This window comes from Klebsiella sp. S69 (genome assembly GCF_016516145.1).
In the GTDB taxonomy this organism is placed as follows: Bacteria; Pseudomonadota; Gammaproteobacteria; order Enterobacterales; family Enterobacteriaceae; genus Klebsiella; species Klebsiella oxytoca.
Window position 1 is genome coordinate 152535 of sequence record NZ_JACVUU010000005.1, and the last position, 18476, is coordinate 171010.

General features: G+C 57.8%; 12 protein-coding genes and 1 pseudogene. 9 read left to right on the plus strand and 4 right to left on the minus strand.

Features of this window, described 5'->3' with window-relative positions; translation table 11 throughout:
• Positions 1-247 precede the first annotated feature (247 nt).
• Both pulA and gspB read left to right on the plus strand, forming a co-directional pair.
• Entirely contained in the window at positions 248-3520 is a 3273-nt protein-coding gene (gene pulA / locus IAE27_RS07095; RefSeq protein ID WP_200092178.1) for a pullulanase-type alpha-1,6-glucosidase, read from the plus strand.
• 71 nt (positions 3521-3591) lie between these two features.
• Positions 3592-4116, plus strand: a complete 525-nt coding sequence (gene gspB, locus IAE27_RS07100; RefSeq protein ID WP_070555875.1) for a type II secretion system assembly factor GspB — start codon at positions 3592-3594, stop codon at positions 4114-4116.
• 29 nt (positions 4117-4145) lie between these two features.
• Here the strand turns inward: gspB and pulS are convergent, their stop codons facing one another.
• Complete coding sequence (pulS, locus tag IAE27_RS07105) at positions 4146-4523, minus strand: GspS family T2SS pilot lipoprotein variant PulS (protein ID WP_070555877.1); 378 nt, start codon at positions 4521-4523, stop codon at positions 4146-4148.
• Between the two features lie 572 nt (positions 4524-5095).
• Between pulS and mrcB the strand changes: the two genes are divergently transcribed.
• The 5 genes from mrcB (at position 5096) to fhuB (ending at position 13839) form a co-directional block, all read left to right on the plus strand.
• Positions 5096-7648 (plus strand): bifunctional glycosyl transferase/transpeptidase, encoded by a 2553-nt coding sequence (gene mrcB / locus IAE27_RS07110; protein WP_004107974.1) that lies wholly within the window; start codon positions 5096-5098, stop codon positions 7646-7648.
• 274 nt (positions 7649-7922) lie between these two features.
• Positions 7923-10127, plus strand: coding sequence for a ferrichrome porin FhuA (fhuA, locus tag IAE27_RS07115; RefSeq protein WP_049591267.1), 2205 nt, complete (start codon positions 7923-7925; stop codon positions 10125-10127).
• A gap of 45 nt (positions 10128-10172) precedes the next feature.
• Positions 10173-10970 (plus strand): Fe3+-hydroxamate ABC transporter ATP-binding protein FhuC, encoded by a 798-nt coding sequence (fhuC, locus tag IAE27_RS07120; protein ID WP_004107972.1) that lies wholly within the window; start codon positions 10173-10175, stop codon positions 10968-10970.
• Positions 10970-11860, plus strand: coding sequence for a Fe(3+)-hydroxamate ABC transporter substrate-binding protein FhuD (gene fhuD / locus IAE27_RS07125; protein WP_016808882.1), 891 nt, complete (start codon positions 10970-10972; stop codon positions 11858-11860). Before fhuC ends, fhuD begins: the two co-directional genes overlap by 1 nt.
• Complete coding sequence (fhuB, locus tag IAE27_RS07130) at positions 11857-13839, plus strand: Fe(3+)-hydroxamate ABC transporter permease FhuB (RefSeq protein ID WP_004107968.1); 1983 nt, start codon at positions 11857-11859, stop codon at positions 13837-13839. The genes fhuD and fhuB overlap by 4 nt, the downstream gene beginning before the upstream one ends.
• A gap of 112 nt (positions 13840-13951) precedes the next feature.
• Here the strand turns inward: fhuB and IAE27_RS07135 are convergent.
• A pseudogene (locus IAE27_RS07135) lies at positions 13952-14099 on the minus strand (Rpn family recombination-promoting nuclease/putative transposase); the annotation flags it as partial.
• A 277-nt stretch (positions 14100-14376) separates the two neighbouring features.
• A complete protein-coding gene (gene hemL, locus IAE27_RS07140; RefSeq protein ID WP_004110705.1) occupies positions 14377-15657 on the minus strand; it encodes a glutamate-1-semialdehyde 2,1-aminomutase in 1281 nt (426 codons plus the stop codon).
• A gap of 180 nt (positions 15658-15837) precedes the next feature.
• On the opposite strand from hemL, the gene clcA reads away from it, so the two are divergent.
• On the plus strand, positions 15838-17256 hold the full coding sequence (gene clcA, locus IAE27_RS07145) for a H(+)/Cl(-) exchange transporter ClcA (RefSeq protein ID WP_115240162.1): 1419 nt from the start codon (positions 15838-15840) through the stop codon (positions 17254-17256).
• 81 nt (positions 17257-17337) lie between these two features.
• Entirely contained in the window at positions 17338-17682 is a 345-nt protein-coding gene (gene erpA, locus IAE27_RS07150; RefSeq protein ID WP_004098733.1) for an iron-sulfur cluster insertion protein ErpA, read from the plus strand.
• Between the two features lie 87 nt (positions 17683-17769).
• Here erpA and IAE27_RS07155 read toward each other — a convergent pair whose 3' ends face one another.
• Positions 17770-18393, minus strand: a complete 624-nt coding sequence (locus IAE27_RS07155; protein WP_004107962.1) for a TRIC cation channel family protein — start codon at positions 18391-18393, stop codon at positions 17770-17772.
• Positions 18394-18476: the final 83 nt, after the last annotated feature.

Genomic DNA, 18476 nt, shown 5'->3' on the forward strand with positions numbered 1-18476 from the left:
GGTCGCTGCGAATGATAAAGAGTTTGGCTATTGCGGTCGTCATTCCCTTTTTATTTTTTCTCCTCCGGCCGCCTACGCCCCCACACAATGAGCGAACGGATGATTGAACCGGAGAGAGCAAGAATATCTAATTATCGACGCTTTAAAGATATGCTCGTTATTTTTTTATGGTGCTTAAGTGCGCCAGGAATAGTTTCGCGTATATATCACTTCATATAATTTAATCAGCATATATAGGGACTATCGAATGCTCAGATATACCCGTAATGCCCTGGTTCTGGGATCGCTGGTTTTACTTAGCGGCTGCGATAACGGATCCTCTTCTTCTTCCTCTGGAAATCCCGACACTCCTGGTAATCAGGATGTGGTTGTACGTTTACCTGACGTTGCCGTACCCGGCGAAGCGGCCACGGCGGCAGAAAACCAGGCGGTCATCCACCTGGTGGATATTGCCGGCATCACCAGCAACAGCGCGGCGGACTACAGCAGCAAAAACCTCTATCTGTGGAATAACGAAAACTGCGATGCGCTCAGCGCGCCGGTAGCGGACTGGAATGACGTCAGCGCCACCCCGAGCGGCAGCGATAAATATGGCCCGTACTGGGTGATTCCGCTCAACAAAGAGAGCGGTTGTATCAACGTCATCGTTCGCGACGGCACCAATAAACTGATCGATAGCGATCTGCGGGTGGCGTTTGGCGACTTCACCGATCGTACGGTATCGGTGATCGCCGGTAACAGCGCGGTCTATGACTCCCGCGCTGACGCTTTCCGCGCCGCTTTTGGCGTCGCGCTGGCCGAAGCCCACTGGGTCGATAAAAATACGCTGCTGTGGCCGGGCGGACAGGACAAGCCCATTGTGCGCCTCTACTACAGCCACAGCAGTAAAGTGGCGGCGGATGGCGAAGGCAAATTTACCGACCGTTACCTGAAACTAACGCCGACTACGGTCAATCAACAGGTCAGCATGCGTTTCCCGCATCTTTCCAGCTATACGGCTTTTAAGCTGCCGGACAATGCGAACGTTGACGAGCTGCTGCAGGGCGAAACGGTCGCCATTGCCGCCGCAGAGGACGGGATCCTGATTTCCGCCACCCAGGTGCAGACGGCGGGCGTCCTGGATGACACCTATGCCGAAGCGGCGGAAGCGCTGAGCTACGGCGCGCAGTTGACCGACGGCGGCGTCACCTTCCGCGTCTGGGCGCCGACTGCTCAGCAGGTGGATGTGGTGGTCTACAGCGCGGACAAAAAAGTGATTGGCAGCCATCCGATGACCCGCGACAGCGCTTCCGGCGCGTGGTCGTGGCAGGGGGGCAGCGATCTGAAAGGCGCGTTCTACCGCTATGCGATGACGGTTTATCACCCGCAGTCGCGCAAGGTTGAACAGTATGAAGTCACCGACCCGTATGCGCATAGCCTGTCGACCAACTCGGAGTACAGCCAGGTGGTCGATCTCAACGACAGCGCCCTGAAGCCTGACGGCTGGGATAGCCTGACGATGCCGCATGCCCAGAAGACAAAAGCGGATTTAGCGAAGATGACGATCCATGAATCGCATATTCGCGATCTCTCCGCCTGGGACCAGACCGTTCCGGCCGAACTGCGCGGTAAATATCTCGCGCTGACCGCCGGCGACAGCAATATGGTACAGCATCTGAAGAAGCTCTCCGCCTCAGGCGTCACGCACATCGAGCTGCTGCCGGTCTTCGATCTGGCGACGGTGAACGAGTTCAGTGACAAAGTCGCCGATATTCAGCAGCCGTTCAGCCGCCTGTGCGAAGTGAACAGCGCGGTGAAAAGCAGCGAGTTCGCCGGATACTGCGACAGCGGCTCCACCGTGGAGGAGGTGCTGAACCAGCTCAGGCAGAGCGATAGCCAGGATAATCCGCAGGTACAGGCGCTGAATACGCTGGTGGCGCAGACCGACTCCTATAACTGGGGCTACGATCCGTTCCACTACACGGTTCCGGAAGGATCCTACGCGACCGATCCGGAAGGCACGACGCGCATCAAAGAGTTCCGTACCATGATTCAGGCGATCAAGCAGGATCTGGGGATGAACGTGATCATGGACGTGGTATATAACCACACCAATGCCGCGGGTCCGACCGACCGCACGTCGGTGCTGGATAAGATAGTGCCCTGGTACTATCAGCGTCTGAATGAAACCACCGGCAGCGTTGAATCCGCCACCTGCTGTTCCGACTCTGCGCCGGAGCATCGGATGTTCGCCAGGCTGATTGCCGACTCGCTGGCGGTATGGACCAAGGATTATAAAATCGATGGTTTCCGCTTCGATCTGATGGGCTATCACCCGAAAGCGCAAATTCTCTCGGCGTGGGAGCGCATTAAAGCCCTGAATCCGGATATCTACTTCTTTGGTGAAGGCTGGGATTCAAACCAGAGCGACCGCTTTGAAATCGCCTCGCAGATCAATCTGAAAGGCACCGGTATCGGGACGTTCTCCGATCGTCTGCGCGACTCCGTGCGCGGCGGCGGCCCGTTTGATTCCGGCGATGCGCTGCGTCAAAACCAGGGCGTTGGCAGCGGCGCTGGCGTATTACCAAACGAGCTCACCAGCCTGAACGATGATCAGGTCCGTCATCTGGCCGATCTGACCCGTCTGGGGATGGCCGGTAACCTTGCTGACTTTGTGATGATCGACAAAGACGGCGCGGTGAAGAAAGGCAGCGAAATTGACTATAACGGCGCGCCTGGCGGCTATGCCGCAGATCCGACGGAAGTCGTCAACTATGTTTCGAAGCACGACAACCAGACGCTGTGGGATATGATCAGCTATAAAGCGTCCCAGGAAGCCGACCTGGCGACCCGCGTTCGCATGCAGGCCGTTTCGCTGGCGACGGTGATGCTCGGGCAGGGGATCGCTTTCGACCAGCAGGGTTCTGAACTGCTGCGCTCGAAATCCTTTACCCGCGACTCCTACGACTCCGGCGACTGGTTTAACCGTGTGGATTATTCCCTGCAGGACAATAACTACAACGTTGGTATGCCGCGCATCAGCGATGACGGCAGTAACTATGACGTGATTTCGCGCGTCAAAGATATGGTTGCCGCTCCGGGCGAAGCGGAGCTGAAGCAGATGACCGCCTTCTACCAGGAGCTGACCGAGCAGCGTAAATCCTCGCCGCTGTTCACCTTAGGTGAGGGCAGCGCGGTGATGAAGCGCGTTGATTTCCGTAATACTGGTTCAGACCAGCAGGCCGGTCTGCTGATTATGACCGTGGATGACGGGGTGAAAGCGGGCGCCAGTCTGGATAGCCGTCTTGACGGCCTGGTGGTGGCGATCAACGCTGCGCCGGAAAGCCGTACGCTGAATGAGTTTGCCGGTGAGACGCTGCAGCTGAGCGCGATCCAGCAGGCGGCGGGCGAAAATTCGCTGGCTCACGGCGTGCAGATTGCCGCAGACGGCGCGGTCACCCTGCCGGCATGGTCGGTGGCGGTGCTGGAAATGCCGCAGGGCGATGCTCAGGGCGCGGGGCTGCCGGTCAGCAGCAAGTAAGACCTTAACCTCCCGGCCCGCGGCGTACAAACCGCGGGCCGGGATGGCGTGTCCTGATTAAGGAGAAATCCGTGCTTGTTCGTGAGCAAGAACCGTACCCGCCGTCCAGTCCCCCGGCGGGGGGCGGGAAAATGGTGCAAATCCCCTGCGTGACCGTACCGCTGTATGCCGCGCTGCTGATTGCGCTCGGCTGGTTTGGCGGCGAGCAGTGGCGGAATAAACCCGTCCCGCAGCCGATAACGCAGCCGGTAGCCCATGCGGCGTTAGTGCCGCTGAATCAACCGGCGGTCAAAACTGCCGTCAAGCCGGTTAAAGCCGGGCCAGAAACGCAGGCCCTTGCGGAGGCGCCGATCGATGAAGATCATCTGCCGCCTCTGCGCTACAGCGCGCACGTCTACGCCACCCTGGCGGAGAAACGCAGCATTGTATTAAACGGACAATCCTGGAAGGAGGGCGACTCGCCGCTGGCGAATCTGGTTATCGAGCAGATCCAGCAGGATCTCACCGTCTTTAGCTTTAACGGTAAAACGTTTACCCTCGCGGCGCTGGATGACTGGCCGGGCGGGACGATTGAGGAGAGTCCGCAGGGAGAATAAAAATAGCGCGAGCGGAATTAAAATAACCGCTATTTATTGCCGCGCAGGCTATCAATAAATGGCGCCAGCTGGCGATTAAACTGGCTGCATTTTGTGGCTTCCGGGGTACTATCCTGCTGGAGCTGTTGATATAGCTGCGCGCTGCGCTGGCTCAGCAGATTATCATCAATATTTGCCCATCCGCGTTTTTTACCGGCGTTTATTGCCGCACGGTTAATTGCGTCATCGGCAGGCAGATCGCTGCGGTTGCATTTATTCTTCAGATAGCGCGCCCCGGCGGCGACGGAGGCAAGCTGCTCAAGCTGAGCCTCACCGCTAACCGCAGGACTCAGGGTTGTCTGACGATTTTGCTGACAGCCTGAGATCAGGGCAACCGCCATAAGCGGAAATATAATAAAGTTGCGCATAATCTATTAAGCAGAAAAATTAATTGGCTGACAGTTTAACAAATATTTTTCGGCAGTCATCAGAAAATCTGCCAAATTATAAATGTTAAGTGGCTCGCGTTTTTATCATTGCGCTCTTTTAAATCTCATTTTCTTTCATCTGGGTCGTTTCTGTTTTCCGGCGGAAATAATATTTTCCGGCCTTACTGCTTCGGTTTGTTTCTGCGGCCAGCAGAACGTTACGGGCGCACATTTTTATGTTGTTAAAAAACATCACAATTTCCCTGAGGTTGCCCGGCGAGGATGTAAAATGCTGGTTAAGAATGTCGCGGTTTAGTGCTATCCTGTATTCCCTGGACAATCCGTTCCGTGTCCCGAATAATTCTGTCGATGAAGCGTGTAACAATGTGATTTGTATGGTGAATTATTAAAGTGAAAATCATGCGAGCGACATGATAATGCGTCGCGCAGTCCATAAATGGTTGCCTGAAAAACAACACCTTCGGGCGGCAATTTGAGAGATTTCTTCTTTCCCCCATCCGGGGAAACATTGAGAATCAGGCCTTTACGCCTGTAAGTTGCGGAGAAAAAGCATGGCGGGAGATGACCGCGAGCCGATCGGACGTAAGGGGAGACCCTCGCGCCCGGCAAAACAAAAGGTAACTCGCCGTCGGGTTCGGGAAGAGGACTACGACGACGATTACGATGATGACTATGAGGATGAAAAACCGATGCCGAGGAAAGGAAAAGGCAAAGGCGGTAAACCCCCTCGTCGTAAACGCACCTGGCTGTGGCTGCTGATTAAAATTGGGGTCGTCTGTGCGGTATTGATTGCCGCCTATGGCGTCTACCTTGACCAGAAAATCCGCAGCCGCATTGACGGGAAAGTCTGGGATCTGCCCGCGGCGGTTTATGGCCGGATGGTCAACCTTGAGCCGGATATGCAGATCAGCAAAAACGAAATGGTGCGCCTGCTTAACGCGACGCAGTATCGCCAGGTGAGCGCGATGACGCGTCCGGGGGAATATACGGTACAGGCCAACAGTATCGAGATGATCCGCCGTCCGTTCGATTTCCCGGACAGTAAAGAAGGCCAGGTGCGCGCGCGTCTGACCTTTAATGGCGATCGTCTCGACACCATCGAGAACATGGATAATAACCGCCAGTTCGGTTTCTTCCGTCTCGATCCGCGCCTGATCACCATGCTGCAATCGGCTAACGGCGAACAGCGTCTGTTTGTGAAGCGCAACGGCTTCCCGGATCTGCTGGTGGATACTCTGCTGGCGACGGAAGACCGCCATTTCTACGAACACGACGGCATCAGCCTTTACTCCATTGGCCGTGCGGTGCTGGCTAACCTGACCGCCGGTCGTACGGTGCAGGGGGCGAGTACGCTGACCCAGCAGCTGGTGAAGAACCTGTTCCTCTCCAGCGAACGTTCGTACTGGCGCAAGATTAACGAAGCCTATATGGCGCTGATCGTCGATGCCCGCTACAGCAAGGATCGTATCCTTGAGCTGTACATGAACGAGGTGTACCTCGGTCAGAGCGGCGATAACGAGATCCGCGGCTTCCCGCTGGCGAGCCTCTATTACTTTGGTCGTCCGGTGGAAGAGCTCAGCCTCGATCAGCAGGCGCTGCTGGTGGGGATGGTAAAAGGCGCGTCGGTTTACAACCCGTGGCGTAACCCGAAGCTGGCGCTGGAGCGACGCAACCTCGTGCTGCGTCTTCTGCAGCAGCAGCAGGTTATCGATCAGGAGCTGTATGACATGCTCAGCGCGCGTCCGCTGGGCGTACAGCCGCGCGGTGGGGTGATCTCTCCGCAGCCGGCGTTTATGCAGATGGTGCGTCAGGAGCTGCAGGCGAAACTGGGCGATAAAGTCAAAGATCTCTCCGGCGTGAAGATCTTTACCACCTTCGATTCCGTGGCGCAGGATGCGGCGGAAAAAGCGGCGATAGAGGGTATTCCGGCGCTGAAGAAACAGCGTAAGCTACCGGATCTGGAAACCGCGATGGTGGTTGTCGACCGCTTCACCGGCGAAGTACGGGCGATGGTCGGCGGGGCGGAGCCGCAGTTTGCTGGCTATAACCGCGCAATGCAGGCGCGCCGTTCGATTGGCTCGCTGGCAAAACCGGCGACCTATCTGACCGCGCTAAGTCAGCCGAATCAGTATCGTCTCAATACCTGGATCGCCGATGCGCCTATCTCGATTCGTCTGTCTAACGGTCAGACGTGGTCGCCGCAGAACGACGATCGTCGCTACAGCGAGAGCGGGAAGGTGATGCTGGTTGACGCGCTGACGCGTTCAATGAACGTGCCGACGGTGAATCTCGGGATGGCGCTGGGCCTGCCGGCGGTGGTTGATACCTGGACTAAGCTGGGCGCGCCCAGGAATCAGCTGAATGCGGTTCCTTCTATGCTGCTGGGGGCGCTGAACCTGACGCCGATTGAAGTGGCGCAGGCGTTCCAGACCATTGCCAGCGGTGGCAACCGCGCGCCGCTGTCAGCGCTGCGTTCGGTGATCGCTGAAGATGGTACCGTACTCTATCAAAGCTATCCGCAGGCGGAACGGGCGGTACCGGCGCAGGCGGCTTATATGACGCTCTGGACTATGCAGCAGGTGGTGCAGCGCGGTACCGGTCGTCAGCTGGGCGCGAAGTATCCGGGCCTGCATCTGGCGGGTAAAACCGGGACCACCAACAACAACGTTGATACCTGGTTTGCCGGTATTGACGGCGGTCAGGTGACCATTACCTGGGTGGGACGCGATAATAACCAGCCGACTAAGCTGTACGGCGCCAGCGGCGCAATGTCGATTTACCAGCGCTATCTGGCTAACCAGACGCCGACTCCGCTGGTCCTGACTCCGCCGGAAGATGTGGTGGATATGGGCGTCGATAGCAGCGGTAACTTTGTCTGCAGCGGCGGCATGCGTTCGCTTCCGGTATGGACGACCTCGCCGGACGCGCTTTGCCGCCAGGGTGAACTGATTCAACAGCAGCAGCTCCAGCAGCAGCAGGCGAATAATCCGTTCAATCAGTCCGGGCAACAGCCGCAACAGCAGCAAAATCAGCAGCAACCGCCGAAGCAGGAGAAGAGCGATGGCGTAGCGGGCTGGATTAAAGATATGTTCGGCGGTAATTAACTCGTCGTTGCATCCTGAAAGCCGGCGCCTTGTTGGTTGAGTGGGTGCAGGAATAGTGGCCCTCTAATACCTCAGTATTAGAGGGCCTTTTTATATCTGTAAATTAATTAACAGCCTTATAACCCCACAATTACCGTCTGGTTATTTATTCATCCTTTGATAGCCCGCAGGGGGCATATTTCTTGCCTTGCCGCGCTCGTTTCGCCTATTATGTCAGCCGTTATAATAATAATTCTCGTTTACGTTATCATTCACTTCTATCAGAGATATACCCATGGCGCGTCTTAAAACTGCTCAGCCAAATCACTCGCTGCGTAAAATCGCAGCTGTAGTAGCCACGGCGGTTAGCGGCATGTCTGTTTATGCACAGGCGGCAGTTGAACCGAAAGAAGAAACCATTACCGTAACCGCCGCTCCGGCTCCGCAGGAGAGCGCCTGGGGACCGGCAGCGACCATCGCGGCGAAACATTCGGCTACCGCAACAAAAACCGATACACCCATCGAAAAAACGCCGCAGTCTATTTCCGTGGTGACCCGCCAGGAAATGGAGATGAAGCAGCCGACGACGGTCAAAGAAGCGCTGGCCTATACCCCTGGCGTATTCTCGACCCGCGGCAGTTCAACCACCTATGATGTGGTGACGATTCGTGGTTTCACCACCTCAACAACGGTGAATACCAACCAGTATCTGGATGGGATGAAGCTGCAGGGTAATAACTATTCTGAAGTCTCAATGGACCCTTATTTCCTCGAACGCGTGGAAGTGATGCGCGGGCCAACGTCGGTGCTGTACGGCAACAGCAACCCTGGCGGCATCGTCAGCATGGTCAGCAAGCGTCCGACGACTGAACCGCTGAAAGAAATCCAGTTTAAAATGGGTACCGATAACCTGTGGCAGACGGGCTTTGATTTCAGCGATGCCATTGATGAAGACGGCGTGTGGTCATATCGTCTGACCGGTTTAGGCCGCAGCCAGGATGCTCAGCAGCAGATGGCGAAATCAACCCGCTATGCGGTCGCTCCTTCCTTTAGCTGGCGTCCGGATGACAAAACGGACTTTACTTTCCTGAGTAATTTCCAGAGCGATCCGTATGCCGGGTATTACGGCTGGCTGCCGCGTGAAGGGACAGTGGTGCCCTATTACGACGCCAACGGTAAGGCGCATAAGCTGCCGACGGACTTTAACGAAGGCGAAGCGAACAATAAGATGTCTCGCCGTCAGCAGATGGTTGGCTACAGCTTCTCGCATCAGTTCGATGACACTTTCACCGTGCGTCAGAACCTGCGTTATGCCAACGTCCATACTCTGTATCGTTCAGTCTATGGCAACGGATATACGCCGACAGGCAAAATCAACCGTGCGTATGTTCGCTCCGATGAGAACCTTAATACGTTTACCGTTGATACCCAGTTGCAGTCTGATTTCGCTACCGGCGCGGTAGGGCACACCCTGTTAACCGGCGTAGACTATTCGCGCATGCGCAATGATGTGAACGCGGATTACGGGACGGCTTCCGCGATTGATATGCAGAACCCGCAGTATGGCAATGCAAACGTGAGCGTTAACTTCCCCTATTCAGTGCTGAACCGTATGGAGCAGACCGGTCTCTATGCCCAGGATCAGATGGCGTGGGATAAGTGGGTGATGACGCTGGGGGGCCGCTACGACTATGCGATGGCTTCAACCCTGACGCGCCCTGCGAATACCCTCGCCAAAAATCACGATCAGCAATTCACCTGGCGCGGCGGCATTAACTATCTGTTTGATAATGGTATCTCGCCATACTTCAGCTACAGCCAGTCTTTTGAGCCGGTTTCCGGATCGTCGCGGGATGGCAAACCTTTCGATGCTTCCCACGGCGAGCAGTATGAAGCCGGCGTGAAGTACGTACCGAAGGATATGCCGGTGGTGCTGACCGCCGCGGTATATCAGCTGACCAAAGATAAAAACCTGACGGCGGATCCGAACAACTCCTCATTCAGTATCCAGACGGGCGAAATCCGCTCTCGCGGGATTGAGCTGGAGGCGAAAGCGGCGGTTAACGCCAATATTAACGTGACGGCTTCTTACACCTATACGGATGCTCAGTACCAGCACGACACCACCTTTAACGGCAAGCGTCCGGCAGAAGTCCCGCGCAATATGGCCTCGCTGTGGGCAGATTATACTTTCCACGAAACCGCGCTTAGCGGTCTGACGGTGGGCGCCGGTGCTCGCTATGTCGGTTCAACGGTAAGTTATTACAAAAACGATACTTCGACCGGGAAAAAAGACGACTCCTTCAACGTCGCGGGCTACGCGTTAATGGATGCCACCGTGAAATACGATCTCGCGCGCTTTGGTTTGCCGGGCTCGTCGATCGGAGTCAACGTCAATAACCTGTTCGATCGTGAATACGTTTCCAGCTGCTACAGCGAATACGCATGTTACTGGGGCGCTGAGCGTCAGGTTGTGGCGACCGCGACTTTCCGTTTCTAACCACTTAACGGGCGCGGTTCGCCGCGCCTCTTACCAGGTTCCGTTATGCAGGAAAACATTCCGCACTCCGATACGACGTTTTCACTGGACCGCGTGACCTTCCGCGTGCCCGGCCGAACGCTGCTGCATCCTCTGTCGTTAACCTTCCCGGCGGGAAAAGTCACGGGCCTGATTGGCCATAACGGCTCCGGCAAATCGACGCTGCTGAAAATGCTTGGCCGCCATCAGCCGCCTTCGGACGGGGAGGTTTTGCTTGACGGTCAGCCGCTCGATAGCTGGGGCAGTAAAGCCTTTGCCCGCAAGGTGGCTTATCTGCCGCAGCAGTTGCCCCCAGCGGAAGGCATGACGGTGCGCGAACTGGTGGCTATCGGCCGCTACCCGTGGCACGGGGCTCTGGGGCGTTTTGGCGCGGCGGACCGGGAAAAAGTGGAAGAGGCGATTGCGCTGGTCGGGCTAAAACCGCTGGCCCATCGGCTGGTGGACAGTCTCTCCGGCGGCGAACGCCAGCGCGCGTGGATTGCCATGCTGGTGGCCCAGGATAGCCGCTGCCTGCTGCTCGATGAACCCACCTCGGCGCTGGATATCGCCCACCAGGTGGATGTGCTGGCGCTGGTTCATCGCCTGAGCCAGCAGCGCGGGCTGACGGTGATCGCCGTACTGCATGATATCAATATGGCGGCGCGCTACTGCGACTATCTGGTTGCGCTGCGCGGCGGTGAAATGATCGCTCAGGGAACGCCCGCGGAGCTGATGCGCAGCGAAACTCTGGAACAAATTTACGGTATCCCGATGGGGATCCTGCCGCATCCGGCTGGCGCAGCGCCGGTAAGTTTTGTCTATTGATGGAAAACCTCACACTCATCACGCGGCGGCGCCTGCTGACCGCGATGGCGCTGTCGCCGCTGCTGTGGCAGATGCGCGGCGCGCGGGCGGCGGAAGTTGATCCGCAGCGTATTGTCGCGCTCGAATGGCTGCCGGTAGAGCTGCTGCTGGCGTTGGGCGTCACGCCCTACGGCGTTGCCGATATCCCTAACTACAGGCTGTGGGTCAATGAACCGGCGCTGCCTGATTCGGTGATTGATGTTGGGCTGCGCACCGAACCCAATCTGGAGCTGCTGACGCAGATGAAGCCGTCGTTTCTGGTCTGGTCGGCAGGGTACGGCCCGGCGGCGGAAAAGCTGGCGCGTATTGCGCCCGGACGAGGATTCACCTTCAGCGACGGCAAGCGTCCGCTGATGATGGCTCAGCAGTCGCTTAGCGAAATGGCTGACCTGATCGGCAGGCAGCAGGAAGCGAAGCGCCATCTGGCGGAATTTGACGCGCTGATGGAGAGCCTGCGTCCGCGCTTTGCCCGCCGCGGCGATCGCCCGCTGCTGATGATTACCCTGCTTGATACCCGCCACGTGCTGGTCTTTGCGCAGAACTGTCTGTTCCAGGAAGTGCTCGACCGCTTTGCCATCAAAAATGCCTGGCAGGGCGAGACCACCTTCTGGGGCAGCGTCACCGTCGGTATTGACCGGCTGGCGGCCTACAGAGATGCCGACGTTATCTGCTTCGATCACGGCAATGCGCGGGAGATGGCGCAGCTCACGGCGACGCCGCTGTGGCAAGCGATGCCGTTTGTTCGCGCAGGGCGTTTTCAGCGCGTCCCGGCGGTGTGGTTCTATGGCGCGACGCTATCGGCGATGCATTTTGCCCGCGTGCTGGCCGACGCTCAGGGGGGCCCGGTGTGAGATCGCGTATTTCGCCTTTGGCGACATCTCTGCTGTTAACTCTGCTTATCGTCGCTGCTGCGCTGACGCTGTTCAACCTCAACGTGGTGCTGCCGCGAAGCGAATGGGGGCAGGCGCTGTGGCAGCCTAATATCGATAATATCGCTCAGATGCTGTTCCACTACAGCCTGCTGCCGCGGCTGGTTATATCGTTGCTCGTCGGCGCCGGGCTGGGGCTGGTGGGCGTATTGTTCCAGCAGGTGCTACGTAACCCGTTGGCGGAACCGACGACGCTCGGCGTAGCGACCGGGGCGCAGCTGGGCATGACGGTCACCACGCTGTGGGCGATCCCTGGCGTGCTGGCGTCGCAGTTCGCCGCGCTTGCCGGGGCGTGCATTGTCGGCGCGCTGGTGTTTGGTGTGTCGTGGGGCAAACGCCTCTCGCCGGTGACGTTGATTCTGGCTGGGCTGGTAGTCAGCCTGTACTGCGGCGCGCTTAATCAACTGATGGCGATCTTCCATCACGATCAGCTGCAAAGTATGTTCCTGTGGAGCACCGGAACCCTGACCCAGACCGACTGGAGCGTGGCGCAGCGACTGTGGCCGCAGCTGCTGGGCGGAGCCATTTTAACGCTGCTGCTGCTGCGTCCGCTGACCCTGATGGGGCTGGACGACGGCGTGGCGCGCAACCTCGGACTGGCGCTCTCGCTGGCACGGCTGGGGGCGTTGACCCTGGCGATTGTCATCAGCGCCCTGTTGGTGAATGCGGTGGGGATTATTGGCTTTATCGGCCTGTTCGCGCCGCTGCTGGCGAAGATGCTGGGCGCTCGTCGTCTGCTATCGCGCTTGCTGCTGGCGGCGCTGATTGGCGCGCTGCTGCTGTGGCTCTCCGATCAGGTTATCCTCTGGCTGGCCCGGGTGTGGATGGAAGTCTCCACCGGTTCGGTAACCGCCCTGATTGGCGCGCCGCTGCTGCTATGGCTGCTGCCGCGCCTGCGCAGCATTAGCGCGCCGGTGATGAACGGTGGCGCCAGGGTGCAGGCTGAACGGCAACATGTGCTGTGGTTCGCGCTGGGCGGGCTGGCGCTGCTGCTGCTGGCCATCGTCGCTGCGCTGGCTTTCGGCCGCGATGCGCAGGGCTGGCACTGGGCCAGCGGTACGCTACTGGATGAGCTAATGCCCTGGCGCTGGCCGCGCATTCTGGCGGCGCTGTTCGCTGGCGTAATGCTGGCGGTAGCGGGCTGCATTATCCAGCGTTTGACCGGTAATCCGATGGCCAGTCCGGAAGTGCTCGGCATCAGCTCAGGCGCGGCGTTTGGCGTGGTGGTGATGCTGTTCTTTGTGCCGGGGAATGCCTTTGGCTGGCTGCTGCCCGCCGGTAGCCTCGGAGCGGCGGCGACGCTGCTGATCATCCTGATTGCCGCCGGGCGCGGCGGGTTCTCGCCGCATCGCATGCTGCTGGCAGGGATGGCGCTGAGCACGGCGTTTACCATGCTGCTGATGATGCTGCAGGCCAGCGGCGATCCGCGAATGGCGCAAATCCTGACGTGGATTTCCGGCTCAACCTACAGCGCCACGCCGGAACTCGTGATGCGCAGCGGCGCGGTGATGCTTGTTCTGCTTACGCTGACGCCATTTTGCCGACGCTGGCTGACGATTCTGCCGCTGGGCGGCGAGGCGGCGAGGGCGGTCGGCATGGCGCTGACGCCGTCACGTATCGGGCTACTGCTGCTGGCGGCATGTTTGACCGCGGCCGCAACGCTAACGATTGGCCCCCTCAGCTTCGTGGGGTTAATGGCGCCGCATATTGCGCGTATGATGGGATTCCGGCGTACGATGCCGCATATGGCGATCTCCGGCCTGATTGGCGGGGTGCTGCTGGTGTTCGCCGACTGGTGCGGCCGGATGCTGATGTTTCCGTATCAGATCCCGGCGGGATTGCTGTCGACGTTTATCGGCGCGCCGTACTTTATCTATCTGTTGAGAAAGCAGAGTCGGTAGCTTTTCATCATCGCGATGCCGGCGGGCATCGCGATGTTATCCCTTTTTTGCCCGGATTCAGTTAGGACTAACTGCGGAATTCTGCAACTGCTCTAATTCGTTTTCCGTCACGACCGCGCTGCCCCATATAGCTAAAAAACACTTTTAGCTGCTCGGCGGTAGTGTATCCCGCGTTAAGCATGCTCGAGCAGCAACATGAGATCCCGCTGGCGAATATGCTTCTGCAGGAGCTCCAGGATCGCAATACGCCGGTGCTGCATATTGGTATGGACCAGTAGCTGTTTAAAAATGGCGTCATGTGGTGTAGGGGACGATTGTGTTGTCATTCTGAGCAATCCTTGCGGCTGAGTTTCCGCTGAGAATCTGCTTTTGCCTGCCCATTGTCTGCCGACGATTTTGGGTTCTACGAGGCGGGATGATGACAATCTTTCGAAGCGATCGCGCTTGCAGATTGTTATGCGTGAACCCACGCAAATTGAGGCTTTGCGGCGAGATGACAGAGATATTGCCGGGACTGGGCAGTCCCGGCAATCAGGGTTACAGCTTCGCGAAGGCGTTACGCGCTGCGGCGACGGTATTGTCGATATCCTCTTCGCTATGAGCGATAGACATAAAGCCCGCTTCAAACGCCGACGGCGCCAGGTAGACGCCCTCTTCCAGCATCAGGTGGAAGAAGCGTTTAAACCGTTCTACATCGCACTTCACCACGTCCTGGTAGCAGGTCACGCTTGGCGCATCGGTAAAGAAAATGCCGAACATGCCGCCGACGTTATTCACCACCAGCGGAATACCGGTATCGCGAGCGGCGTCCAGCAGGCCCTGAGCCAGCTGGTTGGTGAGTTCAGTTAGCGTCTCATGTACGCCGGGCTGCGCCACTTCGCTTAAGCAGGCGAAACCTGCCGCCATGGCGATGGGGTTGCCGGAGAGGGTACCAGCCTGGTAAACCGGGCCGGTCGGAGCAAGGGCATCCATCACCTCGCGGCGACCGCCGAATGCGCCAACCGGCATACCGCCGCCGATGATTTTGCCAAGGCAGGTCAAATCCGGCACCACGCCGTAGTAATCCTGCGCGCCCGCCAGCGCCACGCGGAAGCCGGTCATGACTTCATCAATAATCAGCAGCGCGCCGAATTCGTCGCACAGCGCGCGCAGGCCCGGCAGAAACTCCGGCAGCGGTGGAATACAGTTCATATTACCGGCCACCGGCTCAACGATGATGCAGGCAATATCCTGTGGATACTGTTCGAACGCAGCGCGGACCGAGGCCAGATCGTTATAGGTGCAGGTCAGGGTGTGTTTGGCGAAATCCGCCGGCACGCCCGGCGAGTTCGGCTGGCCAAGCGTCAGCGCGCCTGAACCGGCCTTCACCAGCAGGCAGTCGGCGTGACCGTGGTAGCAGCCTTCGAACTTGATAATTTTGTCGCGACCGGTAAAGCCGCGCGCCAGGCGGATGGCGCTCATAGTGGCTTCGGTACCGGAGTTCACCATCCGGACCATATCCATGGTCGGGACCAGTTCGGTGACCAGCGCCGCCATTTTAACTTCCATCTCCGTCGGCGCGCCAAAGCTCAGGCCGCGCTCGGCAGCTTCAATAACCGCATTACGTATTGCCGGATGGTTATGGCCCAGCACCATTGGGCCCCAGGAGCCGACATAATCGATATACGCTTTACCATCGACGTCGTAGAGATATGCGCCGTCGGCGCGCTCAATAAACAGCGGTGTGCCGCCGACGCCGGTGAAGGCGCGTACCGGAGAGTTCACGCCGCCGGGGATAAGTTCACGCGCAGCATTATACAGATTTTCAGATTTGCTCATTACCGGGGTCCTGGTTCGTGAAAAATGTTTTGTCGACTATTCTAAGTTATTCCAGGAAGGTTATGAAAGTTTTGCCCAATTGAAACAATGGGGGCGCAGCGCATTTTTTTGACGACGGAGCCTGTCCGGTTGGCTAGAATGCCCTTCTTTCTATTTGTATTACTAATCATTGATAATGGCATGAAAGCAGAAAATCCCTCTTCTTCAGCACATCAGTTCGTACGCGTTCGCCGCAGCGATGCCGTGCGTCGGTTGATTCAGCGTGATAAAACGCCGCTGGCGGTGTTATTGATGGCGGCCGTTGTCGGAACGCTGGCGGGGCTGGTTGGCGTCGCGTTTGAGAAAAGCGTCAACTGGGTGCAAAACGTGCGCATTGGCGCGCTGGTAGAGGTGGCAGACCACGGGTTTCTGGTCTGGCCGCTGGCTTTTATCCTCTCCGCTTTGCTGGCGATGGTGGGCTATTTCCTCGTCCGTCGTTTTGCGCCGGAAGCAGGCGGCTCCGGGATCCCGGAAATTGAAGGCGCGCTGGAGGAATTGCGTCCCGTTCGCTGGTGGCGCGTGCTGCCGGTGAAGTTTATCGGCGGCATGGGCACGTTGGGCGCGGGGATGGTGCTGGGGCGCGAAGGGCCGATGGTGCAGCTTGGGGGAAATCTTGGGCGCATGGTGGTGGACGTCTTCCGCATGCGCAGTCCGGAAGCGCGTCATACGCTTCTGGCGACCGGCGCCGCCGCGGGGCTCTCCGCCGCTTTTAACGCGCCGCTGGCCGGGATTCTGTTTATTATTGAAGAGATGCGCCCGCAGTTTCGCTACAACCTGATCTCCATTAAAGCCGTGTTTACCGGCGTGATTATGGCAACCATCGTTTTCCGTATCTTCAATGGCGATAAAGCGGTTATCGAGGTCGGTAAGCTCAGCAATGCGCCGGTCAACACGCTGTGGCTGTATTTGATCCTTGGGATGATTTTTGGCTGCGTGGGTCCGTTGTTTAATACGCTGGTGCTGCGTACCCAGGATATGTTCCAGCGGATTCACGGCGGCAACATCAAGAAATGGGTGCTGATTGGCGGCCTGATCGGCGGTAGCTGCGGCGTGCTGGGACTGATTCAGCCGGCAGCGTCCGGCGGCGGTTTTAACCTGATCCCCATCGCCGCGGCGGGCAATTTTTCCGTTGGCCTGCTGCTGTTTATTTTTATCGCGAGGGTGATTACCACGCTGCTCTGCTTCTCTTCCGGCGCGCCGGGCGGAATTTTTGCCCCGATGCTGGCGCTGGGGACGCTGCTGGGTACGGCGTTTGGTATGGCAGCGACGCCGCTGTTTCCTGCGTATCATCTGGATGCGGGAACCTTTGCCATTGCCGGTATGGGGGCGCTGCTTGCCGCCTCGGTCCGCGCGCCGTTGACCGGTATCGTGCTGGTGCTGGAGATGACCGATAATTATCAGCTCATTTTGCCAATGATTATTACCTGCCTCGGCGCAACACTATTGGCACAATTCCTCGGCGGTAAGCCTTTATACTCGACTATTCTGCAGCGTACTCTCGCAAAACAAAAAGCGGAACAGGAAGCCAGGGCGCAGCCTGTCGGCGGGGAGAATACTTGAACGATTTACTCGGGTATTAGATAATGGCTCAAAAGGTCGGGTTATTCTTTAACCGGTCAGAAGTATCAATGGGAGCATAAAATGAGTGATGACGTAGCGTTGCCGCTGGAGTTTACCGAAGCCGCAGCGATTAAAGTAAAAGACCTGATTGCGGATGAAGACAATCCGAACCTGAAACTGCGCGTGTACATCACCGGCGGTGGCTGCAGCGGTTTCCAGTACGGCTTCACCTTTGACGATCAGGTTAACGAAGGCGATATGACTATCGAGAAGCAGGGCGTCGGCCTGGTGGTTGACCCAATGAGCCTGCAGTATCTGGTCGGCGGCGCCGTCGATTATACCGAGGGACTGGAAGGTTCGCGTTTTATCGTGACCAACCCGAATGCGAAAAGCACCTGCGGCTGCGGCTCCTCATTCAGCGTCTAAAGATAGTGCGATCGTGAGCCCCTTCTTCCACAGGGAGAGGGAGCAAACATTAAAAACGGTAACGTTAAGGTTACCGTTTTGCTTTTATTACCGTCCATTCTCATCAAGTGCAAACGTTGGCAGCTTCAGGTGCCAGCGGATTGCCGCCAGCCGAATCACCAGCGTAACCACCATCCCTGACATCGCCGCGTTTTCTAACGGAACCTGGAAGGTGTAGTGCGCCGTTGCGTGTACGATACCGCCAACGATGCAGGCGGTCGCGTAGATTTCCGTACGCAGAATCATCGGGATTTCGCGCGCCAGCACGTCGCGAATAATCCCTCCACCGACGCCGGTGACGACGCCCATGCAGATGGCCACCAGCGGTCCGCTATGAGCAAGGAAGGCTTTGTTGACGCCGATCCCGACAAATACTGCCAGGCCGACGGCGTCCAGTACCGGCAACACCCATTTCGGTAACCGACGCGGCTGGCGCACCAGCAGGATAGTCAGCATGCTGGTGACCATCGCCACTACCAGATCGGTAGGATCTTTAACCCAAAATACCGGGCCGTTAGCAAGGGCCATATCACGAATGGTTCCGCCGCCCACTGCGGTCACCACGCCTAACACCAGCACGCCGAAAGGGTCCATGCGCAGCTTTCCAGCCAGCAGGACGCCAGAGATGGCAAACACGGCGGTGCCAATAATATCCAGCCAATAGACAAGCATCGTCAGTTCCCACTTATAGTCTACCCCATCAGGCTATTTCATTTGCCAGTTTGACCCTGGTCAGCGCTGACGAACCTCACGTA

What these genes read in the sequence shown, in the direction of transcription:
- pulA (WP_200092178.1), top strand. Translation starts at nt 248, where the DNA reads ATGCTCAGATATACCCGTAATGCCCTGGTTCTGGGATCGCTGGTTTTA.
- pulS (WP_070555877.1), bottom strand. Translation starts at nt 4,523, where the DNA reads ATGCGCAACTTTATTATATTTCCGCTTATGGCGGTTGCCCTGATCTCA.
- mrcB (WP_004107974.1), top strand. Translation starts at nt 5,096, where the DNA reads ATGGCGGGAGATGACCGCGAGCCGATCGGACGTAAGGGGAGACCCTCG.
- fhuA (WP_049591267.1), top strand. Translation starts at nt 7,923, where the DNA reads ATGGCGCGTCTTAAAACTGCTCAGCCAAATCACTCGCTGCGTAAAATC.
- fhuC (WP_004107972.1), top strand. Translation starts at nt 10,173, where the DNA reads ATGCAGGAAAACATTCCGCACTCCGATACGACGTTTTCACTGGACCGC.
- fhuD (WP_016808882.1), top strand. Translation starts at nt 10,970, where the DNA reads ATGGAAAACCTCACACTCATCACGCGGCGGCGCCTGCTGACCGCGATG.
- hemL (WP_004110705.1), bottom strand. Translation starts at nt 15,657, where the DNA reads ATGAGCAAATCTGAAAATCTGTATAATGCTGCGCGTGAACTTATCCCC.
- clcA (WP_115240162.1), top strand. Translation starts at nt 15,838, where the DNA reads ATGAAAGCAGAAAATCCCTCTTCTTCAGCACATCAGTTCGTACGCGTT.
- erpA (WP_004098733.1), top strand. Translation starts at nt 17,338, where the DNA reads ATGAGTGATGACGTAGCGTTGCCGCTGGAGTTTACCGAAGCCGCAGCG.
- IAE27_RS07155 (WP_004107962.1), bottom strand. Translation starts at nt 18,393, where the DNA reads ATGCTTGTCTATTGGCTGGATATTATTGGCACCGCCGTGTTTGCCATC.